The sequence below is a fragment of the Phyllobacterium sp. TAF24 genome (genome assembly GCF_052113785.1).
Taxonomy (GTDB): Bacteria; Pseudomonadota; Alphaproteobacteria; order Rhizobiales; family Rhizobiaceae; genus Phyllobacterium.
In genome coordinates this window covers 1-14233 of the sequence record NZ_JBFRDN010000043.1, presented here as the reverse complement: position 1 = coordinate 14233, position 14233 = coordinate 1, and the positions used below count along the sequence as shown (strand labels likewise).

Here is a 14233-nt window from a genome sequence, read left to right as displayed (position 1 = left end):
TCAGGTCCTTAAGCCAGTGCGCCTGTTTTCAGCAATGGATCAAGACGCCCCTGCTGTTCCAGCGCATAAAGGTCGTCACAACCACCGACATGAACCGCGCCGATGAAAATCTGCGGAAAGGTCGAGCGCCCATTGGCGCGCGCCAGCATGGCCTGCCGTGCGTCCGGTTCAACCGTCGCATTGTGCTCGACAAAGGCAACGCCCTTCTTATCAAGAAGGCTCTTAGCAGCCGAGCAATAGCCGCAGCCATCACGCGTATAGATTGTGACATCAACCATCATCATACTCCACTATGAATTCTATATAGGCGTCCGCAATCAAAGCGCAAAGACCCGTTTTTTCCCCAAAATAGCACTTAGACAGATAATTCTTTCGAAAGAACCCGCCCGAAGGTCAGAACATCGACACTGGAAGCCCCGCCACGCAGCAAGGCGCGAACAGCCGCTTTCACGGTTGCACCTGTCGTATAGACATCGTCGATCAGGAGAACATTACGGCCACGCACCTTGATATCCTGCGTATCCGGTACTTTGAATGCACCCCGCACGTTGGCCACACGTTCATTGGCGCCGAGCCCGACCTGTTGCTGCGTTGGCTTGATGCGCTTCAACGCGCCCGGCTCAAATGGCTTGCCGCTGATCTTGCCCAGATTGCGCGCAAGTTCCGCTGACTGATTAAACCGGCGAAACCAGAACCGCCGCGCATGCAGGGGCACCGGCACAATGACATCGCATTCATCCAGCAGTTCGCTGCCCGCACGGGCCATCCATCGTGCCATCCAGGGGCCAAGATCAGTCCGGTCGCTATATTTCAGCCGATGCACCATCGTGCTGATCGCCCCCTCATACACCGCAACGGAACGCGCCCGGCGAAACGGCGGCGGGTCGGCGATTGCTTCCGCCGAGAGGATTTCCGCACCCAGATCATGGCTGAAGGGAATTCCAACCACCGGACAATAGGGTTTTTCGATAAAGCGAACCTTTGACCAGCAGGCAGCGCACAGGCTTCCCGGCTCACACACAAGGCTCTGGCATTCCGCGCAGGTCGGCGGGAACAGCAGCCCGAACAGGCGATTTGTCACGATGCGCACAAAAGTGCGGGTGGTTTCCATTGCAATTCGTTCCAGAGCGACGCATTTACGCATTGAGCTGTTGGAACTATACATTGATCAGAGAAATTCGGAATGGATCAGCACAGGATCTTCGATCGAAATTTGCTTCGGCAAAGGCGTCTGCGCGCGCTGCACCAGCAGGGCATGACGGGCGACTTTCTGCTCGCCCGCGCTGCTGACGATCTGGAAGAACGGCTTTCAGCGGTAGAGCGTACTTTCGATGTCGCTATTGATCTGGCAAGCCATACGGGCTTGGCAGCGAAAGCCATCCAACGCTCCGGCAAGGCCGAGACAATTATCCGAATTGAGCAAGATGCGCGTTTTCTGGACAAGGACTTTCCGTCTGTCGTGGCCGATGAGGAAATTCTGCCGCTTAAGCCAGCCAGTGCCGGGCTGATTGTTTCCCTGCTTTCCCTGCATCTGACCAACGACACCCCCGGAACCCTTCTCCAGATCAGGCGGGCCCTCAAACCAGACGGATTGTTTCTGGGCGCCATGGCCGGTGAAGCGACACTAACCGAGTTGCGCGAAGTCTTGCTGGCTGCCGAGAGTGAAATCAGCGGCGGTGTGTCGCCCCGCGTGGCTCCTTTTGCCGATGTGCGCGATGTGGGCGGCCTGTTGCAGCGGGCCGGTTTCACCCTGCCCGTCACAGATATCGAAACTTATACGGTACGCTATGATTCACTCTTCGCGCTGATGCGGGATTTGCGCGCTATGGGCATGCAGAACGTTCTGTTCGGCCGGTCGCGCAAACCGCTGACCCGCCATTTCTTCCTGCGGGCCGCCGAAATCTATGCGGAACGCTTTAGCGATCCGGATGGCCGGATCCGGGCAACATTCTCATTTATCTGGATGTCCGGCTGGGCGGCGCATGAATCCCAGCAGAAGCCATTGAAGCCGGGTTCCGCCAAAGCGTCGCTGGCCGATTTCCTCAAAGATGTCGAAGCGCTGGAAAAGAAATAGTTTTCAGCAATCGCCGCTTTTGCTGCCATCGCTATGCAAAATGCATACGGAGTTGGGCGAGCTCTGCAAGACGCTGCGGCGAACTGTATATTCTGATGGAGCCGCTTTTTTGATTGATCCAGTCGACATCTGGTCGATGGATCTGCTGGATGCATAATCCACCACGGATTTCGACTTCCGGTCTGCAAGGGGAGCAACAACCAAAGCGAGTGCGATAGCAGCAGAACCGAACAGCAGGGTTAAGCGCAGAACGCCCGTTCCCGCACCCAGAAATGCTCTGGACTGTACGGAAGCCTCGTCGAGATTGTCGAATTTATAACCCATGCCCCACCTGGAAAAATTGATCCGGAATTGACTAAAAGTCGCCCATTCACATGAAGGATCGATTAATGATTTGGGTTAATTTCGCGGTGATAAAATCTTAACCACGTTTCCCAGTCAAAGCAGGTCTATAAGGAAGGGAATAAGCGGGATATCGGCCGGGGGCATGGGGTAGTCGCGCATGTCTTTCGGACGCACCCATTTCAGTGCCTGACCTTCCATGGAACGCGGAATGCCTTCATAGCGCCGGCAGATAAATAACGGCATCAGCAGATGGAATTTCTCATAGGTAAAACTGGCAAAAGTCAGCGGCGCAAGACAGGCAGGCTTGACTGTAATACCCAGCTCTTCCTGCAATTCGCGGATCAGGCTTTCTTCGGGCGTTTCCCCCGGCTCCACCTTACCACCGGGAAATTCCCAGAGCCCGGCGAGTGATTTACCCTCAGGCCGCTGCGTCAGCAGAACCCGTCCATCAGCATCGACAAGCGCGCAGGCCGTAACCAGCAAAATGGGATGTTTCTCACTCATGCGTCTGGTGCCCGCCGGTAAGCATATCGGTATGCCTCGGCAAAACCGAGCTTTTCATAGAGCGCAATGGCACCCGCATTATCAGCTTCCACCTGCAGCCAGCCTCGTTTCGCACCATGCTGCACGGCCCATTTAATCGCTGATTTGACGATCATCCGGCCATGCCCTTTCCGGCGATGGTTGGCCAGAGTGCCTATATTGAACAGACCGGCCAACGCCCCATCCTGCACGCATATGGCCGTCGATACCGGCTCGGTGCCCTCCTCAATCACAAAGAGACCCTTTGCCGGGACAATGGCATTGATGACTTCAAACAGGCCGGGTTTCAACGCCGGATCGTCCTGATGAACCTTAATGGCAGTATCGATGAACCGGTCAATATCTTTCAATGGAAGCTGATCAATCGCATCGGAGAAGTCGATCTTCTCAAGGTCGGCCACCATGATGAAAGACTCATCAAATCGGGGCCAGCCAAGCCCTTCCAGATAAGCATCCAGTTCTTTGGGCGCGAGCGGCGACAGACGAAACACCGGCGGTCTGCCATGCGCCTTGAAGCGTTGGATGGCGAGCGCCACCCGCTCCTCCATATTGTCGGTATCACCCGGATCAAGCGGGTTGACCGAATTCAGCCGCTTGGAGGGGTGGTTAGCCGTTAAACGGATCGCCCAGCTACCGTCATAATGCACCAATGAGGCGGGCCAGGCTCTGAACCCGACAGCTTCGATCTGTCTGATCTGCGCCAGCTGCATGGAACGCATCAGCTGCGATAATCGCCGTTGATTGCGACATATTCCTTGGTCAGGTCACAGGTCCAGACCGTAGCTTTGCCCTTGCCGAGCCCGATATCAACCTTAACGGCAATATCGTCGTTCTTCATATAGGCTGAGGTTGCCGCCTCCGAATAATCCGGATCGCGCTCGCCATGACGGGCAACGCGAATGTCACCGAACCAGATGGCGAGACGGTCGCGGTCCGCAGGCTCTCCCGCCTTGCCAACAGCCATGACAATGCGGCCCCAATTGGCGTCTTCGCCCGCAGCAGCCGTCTTCACCAGCGGTGAATTGGCAATCGACAATGCAATGCGCTTGGCTGAACGCGACGACGTTGCGCCTGTTACGGTAATCTCAAGCATCTTGCGGGCACCTTCACCGTCACGCACAACTTGCAGAGCGAGGTCCTTCAGAACCCGGTCAAGTGCCTTGCTGAAGACTTTCAGACGTTTGTCTTTTTCCTTCGTCACCGGCGCCGCGCCGCGTTCAGCGGCAGAACCAGTCGCGAAAAGCAGCAATGTGTCTGACGTCGACGTATCGCTATCAACGGTGACGGAATTGAAGCTTTTGCCAACAGATTTGGACAGGAGCTTTTGCAGGATATCCGAAGCAATTGGCGCATCGGTCGCCACAAAGGACAGCATCGTCGCCATATCTGGCGCAATCATGCCCGCACCCTTGGCGATGCCATTGATGGTGACAGGCACGCTGCCAAGCATGACGGTTTCCGTTGCAACCTTAGGGAATGTATCGGTTGTCATGATGGCGCTGGCTGCATCCTGCCAGCGTTCCGCCGTGGCGCTCTTGGCCATATCTGCGAGGAGATGGCTGAACTTGCCCGCATCCAGCGGCTCGCCAATGACACCTGTCGAGGCAAGAAAGATTTCACTCGGCTTGCAACCAACTGCTTTGGCAGCGGCAGCCGCTGTCAGCTTGGTCGACTCGCGTCCCTTCTTGCCGGTAAAGGCATTGGCATTGCCTGAATTGACGACAACTGCGCGGGCTTTACCGCCGGTCAAACTATCGCGGCAAAAATCCACCGCCGCTGATGGGCATTTCGATCGGGTAAATACGCCTGCGACAGCCACCGGCTTGTCGAATACGATCATAACAACGTCTGTGCGACCCTTGTATTTGATACCGGCTTCAGCGGTTGCGATCCGCACACCGTGGATTTCCGGCATGGCCGGTACATGTTTGGGAGCAAGGGGAGAGACAGACGTGGACATCGGTTACCTCGAAAAGGTGTTTGACAAGGTTTGGTATAGGCGCGGTCTAAGGGGATCAAGGCCCGGGAGCGAACCCCCGGGCCAAAATTTTACTGATCCTGCGATTGGGTTGCGGCGTTGATCGCCTTTTCCGTTTCCGGATCAGTGTACTGAATCTTCAGGTCAGCGCGTTCTTTCTTGACCAGGTCAATATAACGTTCGCGGATGAGGATCGACTTGACCTGATCCTTGACCTGATCGAATGCCGGTGGCTGCTGCACGCGCTTGTCTTCCAGCTTGATGACGTGGAAGCCGAACTGCGTCTGCACTGGCTCCTTGGTGTATTTGCCGACGTCGAGCGCCATTGCTGCCTTTTCGAATTCAGGAACCATCTGGCCAGCCGAGAAGTAGCCGAGATCGCCGCCCTGCGCCGCCGAACCGTCGGTTGACTTTGCCTTTGCAACGTCTTCGAAGGATGCGCCGCCATCGAGCTGCTTGATGATCTCTTCAGCTTCTTCCTTTGTCTTTACCAGAATATGACGGGCGCGAACTTCGTTCTGCGGCGGCATCGCTGCCATTTCCTTGTCATAACGGGCACGCACATCAGCATCGGTGATCTTGTCGACAACCTGCTGCTTGAAGAAATCATTGTGCAGGGCACGATCCTTCAGGAACTGCATACGCGCCTTGAATTCCGGAGTGGCATCAAGCTTTGCAGCTTCTGCCTTGGCAGAGAGTGCCTTGATGTCGATGATTGCATTCAGAGCGGCCAAACGACGCTGGTCGTCAGGCAGACGGGCAAATTGTGGATCAAGGTCGGCAGAAATCTGGTCAACATCACCGGAGGTGATTTTGTCGCCATTGATGGTCGCAAGGACCTTCTTGGGGTCGACCTTGACGGCATCTGCCTTAGGGGCTTCCGCCTTGGGAGCTTCTGTTTTTCCGGCATCCTGGGCCATGGCCACAGAGGAAACACCTGATAACAATACAGCAACAGTCATGAATGAAAGGGTTTTACGCAATTGGTTCATAGGTCTATTTCTCCTTGGGAGGACCGGTACGGGCTATGATTACGGCAGAATTTTGCCTAAACGAAGCGATCAACGGTTTGCTGCTTCAACATTGACATCATTCGAGCCCCCTCTTATCTGTCCATCGGCTTTGCGTCCAGATAGCTTGGCAAGAGATAGGCTTATACATTTGGCTTAATACCCATATTGTATCAGGCTTCCCAGTGTTAAGTATCGGATCATTAAAATGCCAGGTTCTCCTGGCGAAACGAACAAGAGAGGACCAGGGATGGTCAGTTTCGGCGGCCTTGCCCGCAAGATTTTCGGCTCTTCCAACGAGCGTCGTGTCAAAAGCTTCAAGCCGCGCGTTGATGAAATCAATGCGCTTGAGGCTGAAATTTCGTCTCTTACTGACGAACAATTGAAGGCAAAGACCGCGGAATTCCGCGCGAGCCTTGCCAGTGGAACCAAGCTTGATGACCTGCTGGTACCGGCTTTTGCCGTTGTGCGCGAAGCGTCCAAGCGTGTTCTCGGCATGCGTCCCTTTGATGTTCAGCTGATTGGCGGCATGGTTCTGAACGGTGGCGGCATCTCTGAAATGCGCACCGGTGAAGGCAAGACGCTGGTTGCAACATTGCCTGTCTATCTCAATGCGCTTGAGGGCAAGGGCGTTCACGTCGTTACCGTAAACGACTACCTTGCCAGCCGCGACGCCCAGTGGATGGGTCAGGTCTACAATTTCCTCGGCCTCAGCTACGGCATTATCGTTCATGGTCTTGACGATGAAGAACGGGCCGCCGCCTACGCCGCCGACATTACCTATGCGACGAATAACGAGCTGGGCTTCGACTATCTGCGCGACAATATGAAATATGAGCGCGCCCAGATGGTGCAGCGCGGGCACAATTATGCGATCGTCGACGAAGTGGATTCGATCCTTGTCGACGAAGCGCGCACGCCCCTCATTATTTCCGGCCCGCTCGATGACCGGTCCGATTTCTACAACCTCATCGACACGTTCATCCTGCCTCTTGACCCGGTTGACTACGAAATCGACGAGAAGCAGAAAACTGCAATCTTCACCGAAGAAGGCACCGAGAGGCTGGAAAACCTGCTGAAAGAAGCTGGCCACCTCAAGGGCGAAGGTCTTTACGACATCGAAAACGTTGCCGTGGTTCACCACGTCAACAACGCCCTGCGTGCCCACAAGCTGTTCCAGCGCGACAAGGACTATATCGTCCGTAATGACGAGATCGTCATCATCGACGAGTTCACCGGACGTATGATGCCGGGTCGCCGCTTCTCCGAAGGGCTGCATCAGGCGCTGGAAGCCAAGGAACATGTGACGATCCAGCCTGAAAACCAGACGCTKGCCTCAATCACCTTCCAGAACTACTTCCGCATGTACAAGAAGCTGGCTGGTATGACCGGTACGGCATCAACGGAAGCCGAAGAATTCGGCAATATTTACGGCCTTGAGGTCACGGAAATTCCGACCAACAATACGGTCAAGCGTATTGACGAGGATGATGAGGTCTACCGGACCGTCGAGGAAAAATACAAAGCCATCGTTCGCGATATTCATGAGGCACGCGCCAAGGGCCAGCCAGTGCTGGTCGGCACGACATCGATTGAAAAGTCAGAACAGCTGGCTGAACGTCTGCGCAAGGAAGGCTTCAAGGACTTTCAGGTTCTGAACGCCCGTTACCACGAGCAGGAAGCCTATATCGTGGCACAGGCGGGTGTTCCCGGCACCATCACCATCGCAACAAACATGGCCGGTCGCGGCACTGACATTCAGCTCGGCGGCAATCTCGAAATGCGTGTGAAGCATGAGCTTGCCGATATGCCCGAGGGCGAAGAGCGCAAGTCCAAGGAAGCTGCCATTCGCGATGATATCTCGCGACTGAAAGAGAAAGCGCTTGCCGCTGGCGGCCTCTACGTTCTGGCAACCGAACGCCATGAAAGCCGCCGCATTGATAACCAGCTGCGCGGCCGTTCCGGTCGTCAGGGTGATCCGGGCCGCTCGAAATTCTTCCTGTCTCTGCAGGACGATCTGATGCGTATTTTCGGTTCCGAGCGCATGGATGGCATGTTGCAGAAGCTTGGCCTGAAAGAAGACGAGGCCATTGTCCATCCCTGGATCAACAAGGCGCTGGAAAAGGCACAGAAGAAGGTCGAAGCGCGCAACTTCGACATCCGCAAGAACCTCCTGAAATACGATGACGTGATGAATGATCAGCGCAAGGTGATCTTTGAACAGCGCATTGAACTGATGGACGGCACGGATCTCAGCCAGACCACGGCAGAAATGCGCGAAGACGTCGTGGACGATTTGATTGCCCGCCATACTCCTGAAGGCGCTTATGCCGAACAGTGGACCGTGCAGCAACTGAACGAGGATGTTCGCAACATTCTCAATCTCGATCTGCCGATCGTTGAGTGGGCCAATGAAGACAATATCGCGCCTGATGACATTCGCGAACGCCTGTTCGAAGCGGTCGAAAAGGCCGCCGCTGATCGTGCCGAGCGTTTTGGCCCTGAAATCATGGCCTATGTCGAGAAATCAGTCATTCTTCAGACGCTTGATGCCCTGTGGCGCGAGCATCTGGTCAATCTCGACCATCTGCGTTCTGTTGTCGGTTTCCGCGGCTATGCGCAGCGCGATCCGCTCAACGAATACAAGACCGAAGGCTTTGAGCTATTCCAGGCCATGCTGACCAATCTTCGCCAGAACGTGACCACGCAGTTGATGCGTGTCGAGATCGTTCGCGAAGCGGCTGAAGCACCGGCACCTGAATTGCCACAGATGGAGGGTCATCACTTTGACGGCCTGACCGGTCAGGATGACTTCGGTGACGCGGCCGTGCTGGAAGACCAGCGCGTTGTGGACCCATCCGAGCGTGATCCGAACAATCCGAGCACCTGGGGCAAGATTGGCCGCAACGAGACCTGCCCCTGCGGATCGGGTAAAAAATACAAGCATTGTCACGGCTCGTTTGCCTGATTCCAAAACCAAAAAAATCCAAAGGCCGCGTTATCAGACGCGGCCTTTTTGCTTTTTCGATAGACTATGCAACTCTCGATATGGCCGAACCGTTCTTTACGGAATATACATCGGTAGGTTGTGAATGAGTGGGGGCTGCGAGTGCGATTTTCTGCGGTAAAAGCTGCAGACCGATTTTTGCCAGAAAAACTGTCACAGCGCCTTGGTCCCTGGTTGTCGCGACTGGATCAGTTGCTTGACGGGTCGAACGAACACGCCGTCGCCCAGCGCGTTTCCCTGATTGCGTTCCTTGTCCGCGTTGTCAGCGCTGGCATAGCCCTCGTTTCTCAGGTCATCTTTGCCCGCTGGATGGGCCCATTCGAATACGGTATTTTCGTCCTCGTATGGGTAACGGTCGTCATCCTCGGCAATCTGTCCTGCCTTGGCTTCCAGACCACAGTTATCCGTTTTGTCCCTGAATATCTGGAGCGCAAGCAGTTTGATCATCTGCGCGGCATCCTTTTCACCAGCAAGGCCTTTGCGGTCAGCATTACCACATGCATCGCCTTGGTTGGCGCCGCCGTCATCTATGCATTGCGCGACAAGATCGAGGTTTACTACATCGCCCCGTTTCTTGTCGGGCTGATCTGTCTTCCCATGATCGCGCTTGGTGATACGCTTGACGGCACGGCACGCTCGCGCTCATGGGTGCTGGTCGCGCTTACCCCGACCTATATCATCCGCCCGATCCTGACGCTCGCCGTCATGAGCCTTTCCCATTTCGGCGGGTTCGCCCCCACGGCCATGACCGCCATCGGCTCGGCCATTATCGCGACCTATCTCACATCGCTGTTCCAGCTCTACGTCGTTTGCGATCGCTTCAAGGCTGTGGTGCCACCGGGCCCCCGAGCCATCTATTTCAAGGATTGGTTCGCGGTATCCCTGCCGATTTTTCTGGTGGAAGGCTTTTTCTTCCTTTTGACCAATGCCGACGTGTTGATGGTCGGGCGCTATATGGAGCCTGATAAGGTCGCCACCTATTACGCCACGGTCAAACTTCTCGCTCTGGTGCATTTCGTCTATTTCTCGGTGAAGGCGGGCGCGGCCCAGCGCTATGCCGAGCTGATGCAGAATTATGACCACGCCCAGCTTGAGGGATTCGCCCGCGATACGGCGCGCTGGACATTCTGGCCTTCATTGGCGATGGCCATCGTGCTGCTTGTTTTGGGCAAGCCGCTGCTATGGCTCTTCGGCGCACAGTTCACTGAAGGCTATCCGCTTTTGTTCATCATGGTGATCGGCGTGGTGGCCCGCGCCTCGGTCGGGCCGGCGGAAAGCCTGCTCAACATGGCGGGCAAACAGAAGATTTGCGCAATTGTCTATGCGGTTACTTTGGCCGTTAATATTTGTCTCAGCATTGTTATGATACCACTATACGGCCTTGCAGGCGCCGCATGTGCGACGGCAGCCTCGATGGTGTTTGAAGCGCTTGTTCTGGCGTTGACCGTTTACAACCGTCTCAACATAACAATGTTTGTTTTCGCCGGCGGACCGGGCACAAAATCCGCCAAGGAAGAAATCTGATGGCTGCAATACCGCTTCTCGAAGAACTGGCCGGTGGCCCTTCCTCGCAGATCATTTCGCAGCTGGCTGGCTTTGAGTCGCGTGATGCGGCCAAGCAGATTGAGGAGACGCTGGGCACGCGCGGCATCCCCCGCAAACTCTCAGTCTATTCCGCTTCCGCCGGGTTCGACCTTACCGAAGAACTTGAATATCTAAGCTACCGGACCATCGAACCAAACGTCTTCTTCAATCCGCGCTTTCTTGCCCCCGCAATGCCCCGGCTTGACGATCGGCAGGTGCGTTTCATGGTGGTACGCGATGAAAATGAGGTAAAGAGCCGCCTGCGGTTTCTGTTGCCCTATACGATTGAGCGTCCCGGCTTCACCTTTTCCTCATCGATCCTGCGCGCCTGGGCGACGCCTTTCGGCCCGCAAGGCACCCCGCTGATAGACCGCGATGATCCGGTCGGCGTTCTCAACGACCTGTTCGACATGCTGGCGCGCAAGCACCTGAAATTCCCGGAAGTGCTGGTTCTGCCTGACCTGTTGCTGAACCGCCCGGTCGCCCAGCTTTTCCGCGCTGTTGCGCTCGACCGAAACCTGCCCATCACCACAATTGGCACGGTCGAGCGGCCGTTTCTTGAAAGCACCAAAGAGGGTGAAGAATATCTGCGTGAAGCACTCGGCCCACGCCACGCCAAGGAATATCGCCGTTTATGGCGGCGCCTGTCGGAAAAGGGCAAGCTGACCTATACGGTCAGCCGCACCGAGGAAGATATCCGGGCCCGTCTGGAAGATTTTCTGGCAGTTGAGGCCAGCGGATGGAAGGGTCATCGCGGTTCGGCCATGGCGGTTGATCGTTTCCGCGCCGCCTTTGCCCGCGAAGCCGTCAACAATCTCGCCGGCCGCGATCTCGCCCGCATTCACACACTTGAACTCGACGGCAAGACAATTGCCGTTCTCGTGGTCTTTGTCGAAGCCGGTCAGGCATGGACGTGGAAGACAGCCTATGACGAAAGTCTCGCGGCCTATTCGCCCGGCGTGCTTCTGATGATCGAGATGCTCAAGAACCATCTTGATGATCCGAATATTCTGCGCACGGATTCCTGCGCTGTTCCTGATCATCCGGTCGCGTCCCGCCTGTTTCAGGAGCGCGAATCCGTTGGCACACTGGTTATCGGTCTGACCCCGGCTTCCGATCGGGCAACCCGCCGGGCGGCGGCACAAATCCATCTCTACCGCCGTACCCAGAACTTTGCCCGCATCATCCGCGAACGCTTGCGTGAATTCACCGGACGGACATGATGTGAACCCGTAGAGGGCTCACACCTTCTCTTTCTTTTTCACCGGGCTGGTCTTCTCAGGCTCTACAGGGGCATCCGGTTTGGGCGCCAGCAGCTTGCGCAAAGAACCAATCTTGTCTTTGACAAGCGGACGGAATCGCGTTGCCCGGTAGGGCATATCAGCAGCGCCATAGCCTTCAGGGCCATCATCATTGCCGCGATGGATTTCCTCCACCTTGATGCCAACGAACTCGCCATCGACATAGTGCTTGTACATGCCAACCCAGCGAACCGTATAAATCTGCCCCTTACGGATCAACTGATCGATGCTGACATTCTTGAATTTATCATCAATGCAAACGACCTTCTGGCCGATATGAAAATCATTCATCCGTCATACTCCGGCATATCAGGCAAACGCATCACGCCTGGGCTCAGGCTTTCCCCAAAACGGCCTGCCGCAAGACGTCATTGATACGGTCTTGCCAGCCAGGACCACCCTCTTGAAAATGCTCCAGAACCGCGCGATCAATCCGGAGTGAGACAAGCTCTTTGGCATGGGGCACAACAGGTGCTTCACGCACCGGCACAACAAGCTTTTTGGCAACCGGCTTGAACAGCGCTTCGGCGGCATCCATCGGATTAACAGGTCGGCGCGGTGAATGTGCCATATATATATGCTCCTCGTTACTTCAAGCCAGTGCGTCAGGCCGGAATCTGCCCCACGTTAAGACAATCGCCAGAGAACGCAAAGACATCAATGGGCTCATCAAGGCCCCGGAGCAAATGAGACCCCAGATTTTCCAGTTCACACTCAACCCCGGCAAGATCAACAAAGGCCTTTGACAGCAGAACAGGACGATGAACCTGTTTGGTCAGCGTTTCGAGACGCGAGGCAATATTCACTGCCGGACCGATAACTGTAAAGTCGAGACGCTTGCGCGAGCCTATATTGCCATACATGACATCCCCGACATGAACGCCGATACCATAGCCAAGCGGTTTGCGGCCCTCCCTTACGTGTTCTACGTTGAGCGCCGTCATTGCAAGCTGCGCTTCACTGATAGCATGCAGCAGATCGGTACAGGCGTTCGGATTGCTGAGCGGAAAAATGGCCAGAAGACCATCGCCCATGAATTTGAGGATTTCGCCGCCATATTTCTCGATTGGCTCCGACATTGCGTCGAAATAACCGTTCAGTAGTTCAATCACGTTGTCACGCGGCCAGGCATCCGAGATACCCGTGAAATCGCGCAGATCGCAGATCAGGATTGCCGCGCCCACTGTGACGCCGCTACCGCGGGTTGTTGCACCGGCGAGTATCTGCTCGCTGGCATGCGGGCCGACATAGGTTTCGAGAAGCGTGCGCGCAAAACGGTTCTTGAGCCTGATCTCGCTGACCAGCGCAAGGGCCGGCATCAGGTCAGACAAAGCAGCGATATGCTCATCGTCAAAGCCGCCGCGCCGGTCGGTGGAAAAAGTCACCACATGCCGCTTGCCCAGAGTGTGATCGAGCGGCCAGGCGACATAATCTGTCAATCCTTCTGCGCGCAGCTGGTCATAGAGCTGGTATTTGGGCGCATTGGCGTCAATCACTTCAAGGCGCTGGCGAACCTCATTTGCCCCGCTAACAATATCGTTGATGGGGCTATTGAGATATTCGGCTGTCTGTTCGGAACCATATTCGAATGTGCGGATTTCCGTCTCGGTAAGACCCTTCCGCCACAGAAGCCGCGCACCGCGCCATTGCGGATGCTGAATGCGGAAATGCAGCGATGCGCGGGCGACAGGTATCCCCGCAGCTTCAAGTTTTTCGCACATTTCCACGAGAATATTGTCGATGAACCGTTGCTCACGCGTTTCGATCATCAGCCAGTCAAGCAGCGCACTCCTTTGCATAGGCCAAATCCCGTCGCTCGCGCGAGGCGAACTCTTGTTCACGTCCAACAAAGATTGCATTGCATCACCCCGTCCTGATCACGTCTGCACACGATCTGGAATGAAGATACCATGGCAAGGCTGCCAGATCGAAACGTCAAAGCATATGTGGTTTATCACCCCTCCAATTATAAGGGGTCAAAGACGGCATGCATAGAACGTAAAAAGCCCCCGCACCCTTAAGAATGCGAGGGCCTGAAAACGTCAGGAACCTTATCACTGATATTTTGCAGCCTCATCGATGAATGCCGCAACTTCAACCGGCTTGGACGCCAGCGAAGCATGGCTGGCTTTCAGCGTGATGATCTTCTTGGCGCCAAGGCGGCCGGACATGAATTCCTGATTGGCCGGATGGATCATGTGGTCATCACTGGAAATCTGATACCAGCTGTTTTTGGACTTCCACGCCGGATTGCTGATCTCATTGCCGAATGTGCTGGCAAGCGGCGCTTTCTGCGTCACACCCATCACAAGTCCTTCATCGGCGGTCAGGTCCTGACAGAAACTTTCGTGGAACTTGTCCTGCTTCACCCAGAGATAGCCATCGCTATCG

At 55.5% G+C, this 14233-nt stretch carries 14 protein-coding genes and 1 pseudogene; 4 read left to right on the top strand and 11 right to left on the bottom strand.

All coding sequences use genetic code 11. The annotated features are described in order from the left end of the window. Window positions 1–8: 8 nt before the first annotated feature. Both grxC and AB4Y96_RS24215 read right to left on the bottom strand, forming a co-directional pair. The gene (grxC, locus tag AB4Y96_RS24220) at window positions 9–278 is read right to left on the bottom strand and encodes a glutaredoxin 3 (RefSeq protein ID WP_091880061.1); all 270 of its coding nucleotides are present in this window, start codon (window positions 276–278) and stop codon (window positions 9–11) included. A gap of 77 nt (window positions 279–355) precedes the next feature. Further along, window positions 356–1111 (bottom strand): ComF family protein, encoded by a 756-nt coding sequence (locus AB4Y96_RS24215; RefSeq protein WP_441920451.1) that lies wholly within the window; start codon window positions 1109–1111, stop codon window positions 356–358. 72 nt (window positions 1112–1183) lie between these two features. Between AB4Y96_RS24215 and AB4Y96_RS24210 the strand changes: the two genes are divergently transcribed. After that, window positions 1184–2074 carry a methyltransferase domain-containing protein gene (locus tag AB4Y96_RS24210; RefSeq protein WP_441920449.1) on the top strand — a complete coding sequence of 297 codons (891 nt, stop codon included), beginning with the start codon at window positions 1184–1186 and terminating at the stop codon, window positions 2072–2074. A gap of 3 nt (window positions 2075–2077) precedes the next feature. Here AB4Y96_RS24210 and AB4Y96_RS24205 read toward each other — a convergent pair whose 3' ends face one another. The 5 genes from AB4Y96_RS24205 to AB4Y96_RS24185 all read right to left on the bottom strand — a co-directional run bounded on the left by AB4Y96_RS24205 (window position 2078) and on the right by AB4Y96_RS24185 (window position 5932). Beyond that, window positions 2078–2398, bottom strand: a complete 321-nt coding sequence (locus AB4Y96_RS24205) for a hypothetical protein (RefSeq protein WP_091880057.1) — start codon at window positions 2396–2398, stop codon at window positions 2078–2080. Window positions 2399–2512: 114 nt separating this feature from the next. After that, a complete protein-coding gene (locus AB4Y96_RS24200) occupies window positions 2513–2923 on the bottom strand; it encodes a (deoxy)nucleoside triphosphate pyrophosphohydrolase (RefSeq protein WP_091880056.1) in 411 nt (136 codons plus the stop codon). Further along, complete coding sequence (locus AB4Y96_RS24195; RefSeq protein WP_441920446.1) at window positions 2920–3681, bottom strand: GNAT family N-acetyltransferase; 762 nt, start codon at window positions 3679–3681, stop codon at window positions 2920–2922. The genes AB4Y96_RS24200 and AB4Y96_RS24195 overlap by 4 nt, the downstream gene beginning before the upstream one ends. Next, the gene (gene argJ, locus AB4Y96_RS24190) at window positions 3681–4922 is read right to left on the bottom strand and encodes a bifunctional glutamate N-acetyltransferase/amino-acid acetyltransferase ArgJ (RefSeq protein WP_441920444.1); all 1242 of its coding nucleotides are present in this window, start codon (window positions 4920–4922) and stop codon (window positions 3681–3683) included. Before argJ ends, AB4Y96_RS24195 begins: the two co-directional genes overlap by 1 nt. Window positions 4923–5011: 89 nt before the next feature. Then, window positions 5012–5932 carry a peptidylprolyl isomerase gene (locus AB4Y96_RS24185; RefSeq protein ID WP_091880051.1) on the bottom strand — a complete coding sequence of 307 codons (921 nt, stop codon included), beginning with the start codon at window positions 5930–5932 and terminating at the stop codon, window positions 5012–5014. Window positions 5933–6200: 268 nt separating this feature from the next. On the opposite strand from AB4Y96_RS24185, the gene secA reads away from it, so the two are divergent. The 3 genes from secA (at window position 6201) to bspF (ending at window position 11764) form a co-directional block, all read left to right on the top strand. Further along, complete coding sequence (gene secA / locus AB4Y96_RS24180) at window positions 6201–8918, top strand: preprotein translocase subunit SecA (protein ID WP_441920442.1); 2718 nt, start codon at window positions 6201–6203, stop codon at window positions 8916–8918. A gap of 141 nt (window positions 8919–9059) precedes the next feature. After that, window positions 9060–10481 (top strand): lipopolysaccharide biosynthesis protein, encoded by a 1422-nt coding sequence (locus AB4Y96_RS24175; protein WP_112530449.1) that lies wholly within the window; start codon window positions 9060–9062, stop codon window positions 10479–10481. Continuing rightward, window positions 10481–11764 (top strand): type IV secretion system effector crotonyl transferase BspF, encoded by a 1284-nt coding sequence (gene bspF, locus AB4Y96_RS24170; RefSeq protein WP_441920440.1) that lies wholly within the window; start codon window positions 10481–10483, stop codon window positions 11762–11764. The genes AB4Y96_RS24175 and bspF overlap by 1 nt, the downstream gene beginning before the upstream one ends. 18 nt (window positions 11765–11782) lie before the next feature. Here the strand turns inward: bspF and AB4Y96_RS24165 are convergent, their stop codons facing one another. The 4 genes and pseudogenes from AB4Y96_RS24165 to AB4Y96_RS24150 form a co-directional block, all read right to left on the bottom strand. Continuing rightward, entirely contained in the window at window positions 11783–12133 is a 351-nt protein-coding gene (locus AB4Y96_RS24165; protein WP_091880045.1) for a CAP-Gly domain protein, read from the bottom strand. A gap of 43 nt (window positions 12134–12176) precedes the next feature. Next, window positions 12177–12413 (bottom strand): BrnA antitoxin family protein, encoded by a 237-nt coding sequence (locus AB4Y96_RS24160; RefSeq protein WP_091880044.1) that lies wholly within the window; start codon window positions 12411–12413, stop codon window positions 12177–12179. Window positions 12414–12447: 34 nt separating this feature from the next. Further along, entirely contained in the window at window positions 12448–13701 is a 1254-nt protein-coding gene (locus AB4Y96_RS24155; RefSeq protein WP_441920437.1) for an adenylate/guanylate cyclase domain-containing protein, read from the bottom strand. Between the two features lie 195 nt (window positions 13702–13896). Further along, window positions 13897–14233 (bottom strand): annotated as a pseudogene (locus tag AB4Y96_RS24150) (alpha/beta hydrolase); the annotation flags it as partial.

Excerpts from the sequence above, each read along its gene's own strand:
- AB4Y96_RS24215 (WP_441920451.1), bottom strand. The coding sequence starts at position 1,111 with ATGGAAACCACCCGCACTTTTGTGCGCATCGTGACAAATCGCCTGTTC.
- AB4Y96_RS24210 (WP_441920449.1), top strand. The coding sequence starts at position 1,184 with ATGGATCAGCACAGGATCTTCGATCGAAATTTGCTTCGGCAAAGGCGT.
- AB4Y96_RS24155 (WP_441920437.1), bottom strand. The coding sequence starts at position 13,701 with ATGCAATCTTTGTTGGACGTGAACAAGAGTTCGCCTCGCGCGAGCGAC.
- AB4Y96_RS24160 (WP_091880044.1), bottom strand. The coding sequence starts at position 12,413 with ATGGCACATTCACCGCGCCGACCTGTTAATCCGATGGATGCCGCCGAA.
- AB4Y96_RS24185 (WP_091880051.1), bottom strand. The coding sequence starts at position 5,932 with ATGAACCAATTGCGTAAAACCCTTTCATTCATGACTGTTGCTGTATTG.
- grxC (WP_091880061.1), bottom strand. The coding sequence starts at position 278 with ATGGTTGATGTCACAATCTATACGCGTGATGGCTGCGGCTATTGCTCG.
- AB4Y96_RS24200 (WP_091880056.1), bottom strand. The coding sequence starts at position 2,923 with ATGAGTGAGAAACATCCCATTTTGCTGGTTACGGCCTGCGCGCTTGTC.
- AB4Y96_RS24195 (WP_441920446.1), bottom strand. The coding sequence starts at position 3,681 with ATGCGTTCCATGCAGCTGGCGCAGATCAGACAGATCGAAGCTGTCGGG.
- argJ (WP_441920444.1), bottom strand. The coding sequence starts at position 4,922 with ATGTCCACGTCTGTCTCTCCCCTTGCTCCCAAACATGTACCGGCCATG.
- AB4Y96_RS24205 (WP_091880057.1), bottom strand. The coding sequence starts at position 2,398 with ATGGGTTATAAATTCGACAATCTCGACGAGGCTTCCGTACAGTCCAGA.
- bspF (WP_441920440.1), top strand. The coding sequence starts at position 10,481 with ATGGCTGCAATACCGCTTCTCGAAGAACTGGCCGGTGGCCCTTCCTCG.
- AB4Y96_RS24165 (WP_091880045.1), bottom strand. The coding sequence starts at position 12,133 with ATGAATGATTTTCATATCGGCCAGAAGGTCGTTTGCATTGATGATAAA.